Origin of the sequence: Oceanotoga sp. (assembly GCF_030445905.1) — a bacterium.
Classification (GTDB): domain Bacteria; phylum Thermotogota; class Thermotogae; order Petrotogales; family Petrotogaceae; genus Oceanotoga; species Oceanotoga teriensis.
In genome coordinates, this window is record NZ_JASUSU010000014.1 from 51,538 (window position 1) to 61,599 (window position 10,062).

General features: G+C 22.4%; 9 protein-coding genes. All 9 read left to right on the forward strand.

What is annotated here, in order from left to right; genetic code table 11:
• Window positions 1-25: 25 nt before the first annotated feature.
• The 9 genes from PWP28_RS05970 to PWP28_RS06010 all read left to right on the forward strand — a co-directional run bounded on the left by PWP28_RS05970 (window position 26) and on the right by PWP28_RS06010 (window position 9,969).
• Complete coding sequence (locus PWP28_RS05970) at window positions 26-418, forward strand: hypothetical protein (RefSeq protein WP_109605807.1); 393 nt, start codon at window positions 26-28, stop codon at window positions 416-418.
• A complete protein-coding gene (gene alr / locus PWP28_RS05975; RefSeq protein WP_109605809.1) occupies window positions 415-1,533 on the forward strand; it encodes an alanine racemase in 1,119 nt (372 codons plus the stop codon). The genes PWP28_RS05970 and alr overlap by 4 nt, the downstream gene beginning before the upstream one ends.
• Window positions 1,526-2,569, forward strand: a complete 1,044-nt coding sequence (locus PWP28_RS05980; RefSeq protein ID WP_109605811.1) for a 3'-5' exoribonuclease YhaM family protein — start codon at window positions 1,526-1,528, stop codon at window positions 2,567-2,569. Before alr ends, PWP28_RS05980 begins: the two co-directional genes overlap by 8 nt.
• A complete protein-coding gene (gene topA, locus PWP28_RS05985) occupies window positions 2,569-4,818 on the forward strand; it encodes a type I DNA topoisomerase (protein WP_308644413.1) in 2,250 nt (749 codons plus the stop codon). Before PWP28_RS05980 ends, topA begins: the two co-directional genes overlap by 1 nt.
• Window positions 4,815-5,699, forward strand: a complete 885-nt coding sequence (locus PWP28_RS05990; RefSeq protein ID WP_308644414.1) for a D-alanine--D-alanine ligase — start codon at window positions 4,815-4,817, stop codon at window positions 5,697-5,699. The genes topA and PWP28_RS05990 overlap by 4 nt, the downstream gene beginning before the upstream one ends.
• A 14-nt stretch (window positions 5,700-5,713) precedes the next feature.
• Window positions 5,714-6,244, forward strand: coding sequence for an ATP-dependent protease subunit HslV (hslV, locus tag PWP28_RS05995; protein WP_109605817.1), 531 nt, complete (start codon window positions 5,714-5,716; stop codon window positions 6,242-6,244).
• A complete protein-coding gene (locus PWP28_RS06000) occupies window positions 6,245-6,835 on the forward strand; it encodes an NUDIX domain-containing protein (protein ID WP_109605819.1) in 591 nt (196 codons plus the stop codon). It begins immediately after the preceding gene.
• A gap of 9 nt (window positions 6,836-6,844) precedes the next feature.
• Window positions 6,845-7,603, forward strand: coding sequence for a 4-(cytidine 5'-diphospho)-2-C-methyl-D-erythritol kinase (ispE, locus tag PWP28_RS06005; protein WP_308644415.1), 759 nt, complete (start codon window positions 6,845-6,847; stop codon window positions 7,601-7,603).
• A gap of 83 nt (window positions 7,604-7,686) precedes the next feature.
• Window positions 7,687-9,969 carry an HD domain-containing phosphohydrolase gene (locus PWP28_RS06010; protein ID WP_308644416.1) on the forward strand — a complete coding sequence of 761 codons (2,283 nt, stop codon included), beginning with the start codon at window positions 7,687-7,689 and terminating at the stop codon, window positions 9,967-9,969.
• Window positions 9,970-10,062: the final 93 nt, after the last annotated feature.

The window sequence follows — 10,062 nt, forward strand, 5'->3', positions numbered from 1 at the left end:
TTAATATTTAGGAGAATAATATATTATGAGATATAATTTTAGATACTTAAAAATTTTTCATATATTACCAATAATTTTAGCTTTTATAATATTTTATATTGGAAATTATTTAATTTCTAAAACTCAAAATAATTTTTTGGGATTTTTATTTTTAATCTGTTTTTCATCCATTTTAATTTTTTTTATAAGAAAATATATGAAGTTCCCAATAATAGTAGATAGTCAAAAAAAGCTTTTTTATATAAACTTTGGTTTTTTCAATCCAAGATATGTTGAATATCAAATAAAAGATGTAAAAGATACAGTTTTAACCTCAAAAAATCTAATAATAAAACTTCAAAATAATGAAATAATAATATCAAATAAAATAGAAAATATAAATCTTTTATTGAATCTTCTTAAGGGGGAACTAAATTGATATTTGATAATCGTGGAACTTTTGCATTAATTGATATAGATAATTATCTACAAAATCTTGAATATATAAACAAAAAAACAAATACAAAAATAATGCCAGTTTTAAAAGCAGATGCATATGGACATGGAAGCAAAGTCTTAGCAAAACATGCTTTAAAAGAAGGATATGAAAGATTTGCAGTCGCATTTTTAGATGAAGCAGTAGAATTAATAAAAAATGGAATTAAAAAACCAATATTAGTTTTTAACTACTTTAATCCCGAAATGATGAAATATATAGATGATTATTCTGAATATATAATACCTACAATTTCATCTTTAGAATTTTTAGAAAAAATATTGTATTATTCTGGAAAAAATATTCAAAAATTTAAATTTCATTTAAATTATAATACAGGCATAAATAGAATAGGCTTAAACGATTATGAAATAGATGAAATTTTAAGAAAAATAAAAGAAAAAAATATTAAAATAGAAGGTATTTATTCACATTTTGCTACTGCTGATGAAGATGATGAATTTATAATTGAACAATTTAAAGAATTTAAAAATTTTGAAAATTATTTAAATTCAAAACATATTAACTTTTCAATTAGACATATTTCAAATTCTGCAGCGAGTTTATTTCATCCTGAAATGTCTTTAGATTTTGTTAGGCCTGGAATTGCAACTTATGGACTTCAACCAAGTTCAAAAAAACAATTTAAAGAATTAAAACCGGTTATGACTCTTATAAGTACCATATCAAAAATAAATAATGTAAAAAAAGGGGATACAATTGGATATGGTAGAACTTATAAAACAAATAAAGATATAAATACAGCTATAATACCAATAGGCTATGCTGATGGTATATTTAGAAATCTTTCTAATAAAACTTTTATAAATATAAAAGGAAAAAAATGTGAAATAATAGGAAATATTTCAATGGATCAAATGGTTGTAAATCTAAATGATTTAAATGCTAAAACTGGTGATAAAGTTATAATATTTGGAGAGTATCCAACAGCAAATGAACATGCTGAAAAAGCCAACACAATTAACTATGAAATAACTTCAAAAATTACTAAGAGAATCAAAAGAATCTACAAAAAGGGAGGAAAATATATTGAATGAACAATACAGTATAGGCCAAATGATAGACAAATCTATTTTTAAAGATGAGTTTAATTATTATGAGTTTATAAAAGATATAGAAATTGGAAAATTAATAGAAGTTGAAGGAAAAGTCGTATCTAAAAAATTACAAAATACAAAAGATGGTAAAGTCTTTCTTTTAATCACTATAAAAGATAAAACTGAATCTTTGAGAATAATAGATTGGTTCAAAGCTGAAGACCATGATAAGATCATAAACATTGAAGATATAATAAAAGTTAGAGGTAAATCTGTTATATTTGAAAATAGACCTCAAATAAATTTAGATAAAAATTATACTATAGAAATAATAAAAGATGTAAAAAACCAAGATAAGTATATAAAAACTTCTAATAAAAATATAAATACTTTAATAAACGATTTAAACTTAAATATTGAAAAAATTAAAGACCCATTTTTAAAAAAATTAACTTCAGAAATACTTTTAAAAGATAAAAAAATACATGATCTTTTCATTGAATCACCAGCAGCTATAACAGTTCATCATGCCTATAAAAATGGCTTATTAGAGCATACATTAAAAGTATTAATGATGGCAGAAAATATTGCAAATAATTATGAAATAAAAGTTGATAAAGATCTTATAATATCTGGAGCTTTATTACATGATTTGGGAAAAATATATGAATATAAAATAACAAATACGGGGATAGAAAAAACTGAAAATGGTGAATTATTAGGTCATATAGCTATTGGTTTAAACATTATAAATTCTAAATTAAGATTTATAGAGAAAATTGATTTTATAAAATTAAATCAATTAAACCATATAATTCTATCCCATCACGGAGAAATAGAATATGGTAGTCCTATACTTCCAAAAACAATAGAAGCATTTATTATTCACTATGCTGATAATATTGACTCAAAAATAGCTCAAATATCAGAAATAATAGAAAATAATAATGATATTAATAACAACAACTCAAATTGGAGCTTCTTTGACAAAAGACTCGGAAGAAAATTAATGATAAAGACTCAGGAGGATTTGTAATGTCAAAAAATTCAAAATATATTGTAATAGTTGAATCACCTGCAAAAGCTAAAACAATAGAAAGATATTTGGGAAAAGATTTTGAAGTTATAGCTTCAAAAGGGCATATAAGAGATTTACCAAAGAAAAAATTTGGTGTAAACATAGAAAATAATTTTGAACCTGAATTTGAAACAATGAGCGGAAAAGAAAAGGTTATAAAAGAGATAAAATCTAAAGTCAAAAACAAAAAAATTTTACTTGCTTCAGATATGGATAGAGAAGGTGAAGCAATTGCTTGGCATTTATCTCAAATATTAGGATTAGATCCTAAAGAAAAAAACAGAATTATATTTACTGAAATAACAAAAAATTCTATAAATGATTCCATAAAAAAACCTCTACAAATATCTTTAAACAAGGTTGATGCTCAAATTGCAAGAAGAATCTTAGATAGAATAGTAGGTTACAAAGTTAGTCCATTAGTATGGAAAGTATTTAAAAATTATAAAACAAGTGCTGGTAGAGTTCAATCGGCTGCTTTAAAACTTATAGTAGATAAAGAAAGAAAAATTTTTCAATTTAAATCAAAAAAATATTTTAAAATATATTTAGAAAAAGATAATATAAAAATTCCTTTAGTGAAAGAAAATGGGAAAAAAATTAAAAATGAAAAAATAGATCAAGAAAAAAAAGATTTAATATTAGATTATCTAAAAGATAAAGATATAAAATTATTTAATAAAAAAACTAAAGATAGTCTTAGAAAATCACCTGATCCTTTTATAACTTCAACTTTACAACAATCTGCAGTTTCAATTTTAAGTTGGTCATCAAAAAAAACTATGCAAATAGCTCAAAAACTTTATGAAGGAATAGAAACAAATGATGGTAATTTGGCTTTTATAACTTATATGAGAACAGATTCAAAAAGAGTTTCTGATATCGCACAAAATGCAGCTAAAAAATTCATTGAAGAAAATTATGGTAAAGAATATACAAGCAAATATAAAGAAAAAAAATCAAAAAATAAAACACAAGATGCTCATGAAGCTATAAGACCTACTGATATAAATATGACTCCAGAAAAAGCAAAAAAAATATTATCTGGAGATACTATAAAATTATATAAAATGATTTGGGAAAGATTCATGGCCTCTCAAACATCAAATGCAAAATATATAGAAACAAAATATGAGTTATCAGATCAAGAAAAAAAATATACATTTGAATTGATATCAAAAGAAAAAATATTTGAAGGATTTGAAGTATTTTGGAGTCATAATAATAAAGAAATTATATATAAGTTAAAAGATGATATTGTTTTTAAGGGTAAAGATGTAAAAAATGAAGAAAAAGAAACCATGCCACCTCCAAGATATTCCGAAGCTTCTATAGTAAAAGAATTAGAATCTAATGGAATTGGAAGACCTTCAACATACTCAACTATAATTTCGACATTAATAACAAGAAAATATATAAACAAAATTGAAAAAAATATCTTAAGGCCTACTGTCGCTGGATTCATAGTTACAGATTTTTTAGAAAACAATTTTCCAGATATTATCAATACAAATTTTACAGCAAACATGGAAGAAGATTTAGATAAAATAGAAGAAGGTTTAAATAATTCAAAAATAGTATTAAAAACTTTTTATTCATCTTTTGAAAATTTTTTAAATGATGCAAGTGAAAAAATAAAAAATTTTGAATTAAAACTAAATTATGAATCAGATGTAAAATGTGAAGACTGTAATGAAAATATGAAATTACAATTTGGAAGATACGGCATGTACCTTCAATGTGAAAAATGCGAAAAAACTCAAAAAGTTCCATTTTATATGTATGGAATTACTTTAAAAGAAAAATTATATATAAAGGATTATATTGAAGATATTTCATCAGAAAATAATGAAATTGGAGAAAAATGTCCTAATTGTGGTTCAGAACTTGTACTTAAAAGAGGTAGATTTGGAGAATTTATTGCATGTTCAAATTATCCAGAATGTAAATATACAAAAAGTGTTCCAGCAAGAGGAAAATGTCCAAAATGTAACTCAGAAGTTTCAAAATTAAAAAGTAAAAAAGGTAAATTATACTTTAAATGTACTAATAAAGACTGTGGAGAAATGTTTTGGAATGAGCCTTCAAATTATAAAGATCCAGAAACAAATCAAACTTTATTTTATTATTATAAAAACAAAGAAGAAAAATTATATAACCCAGAAACAAAAACATTTTATGATATCGAGGAGATAAAGAAAAAATGAACATAGGACTCATAGTTGGTGGAAAAAGTGAAGAAAGAGAAATTTCTTTAAAAAGTGCTTATAATGTAAAAAAAAGTCTTGAAAAACTAAATTATGATTTTATCATATTTGAACCTACAGATAAAGACTTTTTTAAAAAAATACAAGAAATAGATATTGTTTTTAATTGTATACATGGTGATTATGGAGAAGATGGAAAAATACAAGGATTTCTTGAAACCTTAAACAAAAAATATACTTGTTCTGATTCAGATGCATGTTATATAACTTATGACAAATATGCTTTTTATGAATTTTTTAAAGACAAATTAAATCTTCCAAAAACCCATATAACGAAGGAATATATAAAAAATCCTTTTGAAAACTATCCAGTTATAATAAAACAAAGAAAAGGTGGATCAAGTAACGGTGTATTTATTGCACATGATGAAAAAGAATATTCAGAATATTTAAAATACAATTTAAAAAAATATAATCAAACAATGATACAAGAATATATAAAAGGTGAAGAATATACAATATCAGTTTTAGAAAATTCACAAAACTTTATAACTTTACCATATTTAAAAATAAAACCAAAAAAAGAATTCTATGATTATCAATCTAAATATACAGAAGGATTTACTAACTTAATAATAGACAACATAGAAGATCCTAAAATAAAGAATGAAATTGAAAAAACAAAAAATACACTCTTAAAATATTTTAATTTCAAAGATATATTTAGAATAGATATAATAATAAAAGATAATAAACCTTATATACTAGAAATAAATACAGTTCCGGGTCTCACTAATTTAAGCGATTTACCTACATCAGCAAATGCTGCTGGAATAGATTTCACAAAACTTGTTGAAATTATTATTAATAACCATATATGATTGGAGGAATAAAAATGGAATTTAAAGGAACTACTATAATAGGTGTTAAAAAAAATAATAAAACTGTAATAGCTGGTGATGGTCAAGTTACTATGGGAAATACTGTTTTTAAAGGTACAGCTGTAAAAGTAAAAAGATTAGGAAATGGAAATGTAATATCTGGATTTGCCGGATCAGTTGCTGATGCTTTAGCATTATACGAAAGATTTGAATCTAAATATAAAGAATCTAATGGTAATTTATTAAAAGCAGCTGTAAATTTAACAAAAGAATGGAGAACAGATAAAGCTTTAAGAAAATTAGAAGCTTTACTGATGGTAGCAGATAAAAATCATTTATTATTAATATCTGGAAATGGAGAAGTAATGGAACCCGAAGGTAATATAATGGCAATAGGTTCAGGAGGATCATACGCTTTAGCAGCTGCAAAAGCATTAGAACAAAATACAGAATTAGATGCAAAAGAAATAGCTGAAAAATCCTTAAAAATAGCTGCAGACATATGTATATATACAAATCACAATATATCTGTGGAGGAGATTTAATTGGAAAAAGTTTGGTCTGTAAAAAACGATATAATAAAAGAAACTTTAAAAGATATCAAACCATTCAATAAAATACTATTCAAAAATCTAAATATAATATTTAAAAATTCTGTTTTTTTAGACAGAGATAAAGCTGAAAATGATGAAAATTTCAAACAAATAATTCCATATGTTATTTTTAAAAATACTAATGATCAAATATTAATAACAAAAAGAACAAAAAATCAATCTGAAAAAAGACTGCATGAAAAAATATCTGCAGGAATAGGCGGTCATATAAATTTAGATGATTATTCTGAAAACCCTGAAATGACATTTTTCAATGGATTAAATAGAGAAATAAATGAAGAATTAAAAATTAAAGATTTAGAGGAATTGAAATATCTTGGACTGATATATGATGATTCAAATGAAGTTTCAAGAGTTCATATCGGTATATTATTTACAGCACAAGTTAAAAATGCAGAAATAAAAGAAGTTGAAAACTTTGAAGCAAATTGGCTTAAAAAAGAAGAAATTGAAAATTTAAAAGAAGAAAATTTTGAAACTTGGACAAAAATATCATTAAATCAGTTAAATATAAATATTTGAGGTCAAAAAATGATTTATAAATCAAAAGCTAAAATAAACTTATATTTAGATGTAACAAAAAAAAGATATGACGGATTTCATGACATTATAACTTTATTTCACGAAATTGATTATTATGATTCAATCGATATTGAAATATCTGATAAAGAATATTATACATCAAACCTTAATATCCCTTGGGAATCAAATTTAATAAATAAAACAATAAAATTATTTAAAAATATTACAAATTATAGAGATTTTAATTTGAAAATAAAATTAATAAAAAAATTACCTAAAGGTGGTGGCATTGGAGGAGGTTCTTCCAATGCTGCAACTATACTAAAATTTCTTGGAAAATATTATAATATTTCAAATTCTGACTTAAAAGAGATAGGTTCAAAATTAGGAAGTGATATCCCATTTTTTATTGAAGGTGGAACTGCCTTAGCAGAAGGAAAAGGAGAAATTTTAACAAAATTGGAACCTTTAAAGTTAAATGTAGAATTAAATTCTCCAAAAATAGAAATTCCAACTCCTGAAATGTATAAAGAAATTGATAAAAATTGGAATAATTTAAAAAGAAAAGGAGATCCTTTAAAATTATATGAAAGTTTAAAAACTAAAAATATTGAACAAATTGATAAAAATCTTTTTAATATTTTTGAACAAGTTGTATTTAAAAAATATCCGAAAATGCAATTAATAAAAAATAATTTTATTAAAAATAATCCTTTAACCATGATGAGTGGATCTGGAAGTACTTTTTTTAAATTAAAAATGCAATAAAATTTTATTGCATTTTTTTATTTTTAATATGTTATAATATAATCACTTGAAATATTAATTAAAAAAAGTGTGGTGATTTAATTATGAAAAAAATTAAAGATAAAATTTTAAATCCAATTATATATATATATACTACTTCTTTCTTCATAATATTTATAATAATAACTCTTTCTTACTCAATTAACTTAAAAAAATCAACTACAGAAAAAATTAACTATCTTTCAAATCAAATTGTAAATGATATAAATAATATAAACTATGATATTGAAAAAAGTGTTTACATACTTAAAGATTATATACTTTCAACAATAAATATTCAAAGATTAAAAACTGAAAAAGATACTTATTTAGAACAATACTTAGATGAAATAAATACTTTCTTTTTTAAAGTAGCAAATTCTACCCAAAATAATGATTCTGTATATATATTTTTTAATCCTGAACTTAGTAATGAAGCATATGACATTTATTATAAAATAGAAAATAATGACTATAAATTACAAGAAAGACTAAATAAAGATGATTATTATAATGAATCTACAAATTTAGATTGGTTTTATATTCCAAAATATTCCAAAGAAAAATATTGGAGTATACCTTATGATTGGAAAAACATAAATTATATTTCTATGACATTACCAATATATGATCAAGATACTTTTATTGGAATTGTAGGAATAGATTTATTAACAAAAAATTTTTTAGAATACTTAAAAAAATATCTTATATTCAATAAAAATACTCTATATTTGTATAATGAAAATGGTTATATAATAAACAATCAAAATATAAAATTTGTTCAAGAAAAGAAAACCCAATATACCACTTTTATAAATTCTGATCTATCTTATGTTTTTAATAAAAAATTGAATAATGATTGGAATTTAATAATTTATATTAGTTATAATGATTTATATAAAAATTTATTTATAACTTCATTATTTAGTATATTATTATTTATAATATCTCTAATTTTGATAAATAAATATGTATCTAATAAAGTAAATACTTCTATAAAATCAATAAATGAATTAAAAAATAAGATAAATTTATTTGAAAAACCTAACAATATTATTGATTCTTTCATAATAAACTCGAATGATGAAATAGAATTATTCTCTAAGTCATTGGACAAACTATTAAACAATTTAAATCAAAAAAATATAGAATTAAAAAAGAAAAATAATATTATAGAAGCTGCAAATGAACAACTTGAAGCACAAAATATTCAATTAGAAGAATTATATTTGGATTTAGAAAGAACTAATAGTAATTTAAAATCAATAATAGAAATAGTATCAAAATATGATAATGATAATATAGAATTAAAAAATTTTTATGATAATATATTAGATTTTATTAAAAATTTAAATAAAAATATAAAATATAATACATTATATAAAAAATCAAACAATAAAATAGAATTATTAAGCACAAATGATCCTAGACTAAAAAAATTCAAAAACAATTTATTTAAATGCATTTATAAAACTGAAGAAAATTCTTATAATATTTTAAAAAATAAAAAATATATTGAAATAATAAGGAATTTAGAAATAAAAAATTTAGATTTTATAGATATTATATCTAAAATTGAAGAACCTGTTTATATCAATTATTTTAAAATTGAAAAAGATACTTATATAATAGTGTCTTTATTATCAAAAATAGATAATTATTTGCAACAAAAAGAACCTAAAATGATCTCAACAAGCATAAGCCTCATAAAGTCATTTTTACAAAATAAAGTATTATTTGATAACACAAAAAAAGCTTATTATAACTTTTCTACTAAACTTGCTAATATTGCAGAATCATATGATGAAATAACAGGAAAGCATATATACAGAGTAGGTTTAATTTCAGCATTTATAGCTGAAAAACTTAATAAAGATAAAAAATATATTGAAGATATTAAAATCTTTGCTCCATTACATGATATAGGTAAAATATTTATTCCTCATGATATATTAGATAAAAATGGAGCTTTAAATGATAAAGAATGGGAAATAATGAAAAAACATACTTTATTATCAGAAACATTATTAGATGATGAATATTTTGAAATGGCTCGACAAATAGCTTTGTATCATCATGAAAAATATGATGGCAAAGGATACCCATTTGGAATACATGGAAAAGATATACCATTATGTGCACAAATAGTAAATATTGCCGATATATATGATGCTTTACGCTCAAAAAGGCCTTATAAAGAACCATTTACTCATGAAAAATCTTTAGAAATTATACAATTTGGAGATAAAAGAATATCTCCCACAAACTTTAATCCAGAAATATTAGAAACTTTTATAAAATATAATAATTTAATAAAAGAAATATATGATAAACACTCGGAAAAATAAAAGAAAAGAGAGAACAAAGAAGTTCTCTCTTAGAAAAAAAGAAGGGGCGAAACTTACTCTTGCACACAAAAAGTGTACTACCATCAGCATGAG

Coding starts and splice junctions, on each gene's coding strand:
- PWP28_RS05970 (WP_109605807.1), top strand. CDS start 26: ATGAGATATAATTTTAGATACTTAAAAATTTTTCATATATTACCAATA.
- topA (WP_308644413.1), top strand. CDS start 2,569: ATGTCAAAAAATTCAAAATATATTGTAATAGTTGAATCACCTGCAAAA.
- PWP28_RS05990 (WP_308644414.1), top strand. CDS start 4,815: ATGAACATAGGACTCATAGTTGGTGGAAAAAGTGAAGAAAGAGAAATT.
- hslV (WP_109605817.1), top strand. CDS start 5,714: ATGGAATTTAAAGGAACTACTATAATAGGTGTTAAAAAAAATAATAAA.
- ispE (WP_308644415.1), top strand. CDS start 6,845: ATGATTTATAAATCAAAAGCTAAAATAAACTTATATTTAGATGTAACA.
- PWP28_RS06010 (WP_308644416.1), top strand. CDS start 7,687: ATGAAAAAAATTAAAGATAAAATTTTAAATCCAATTATATATATATAT.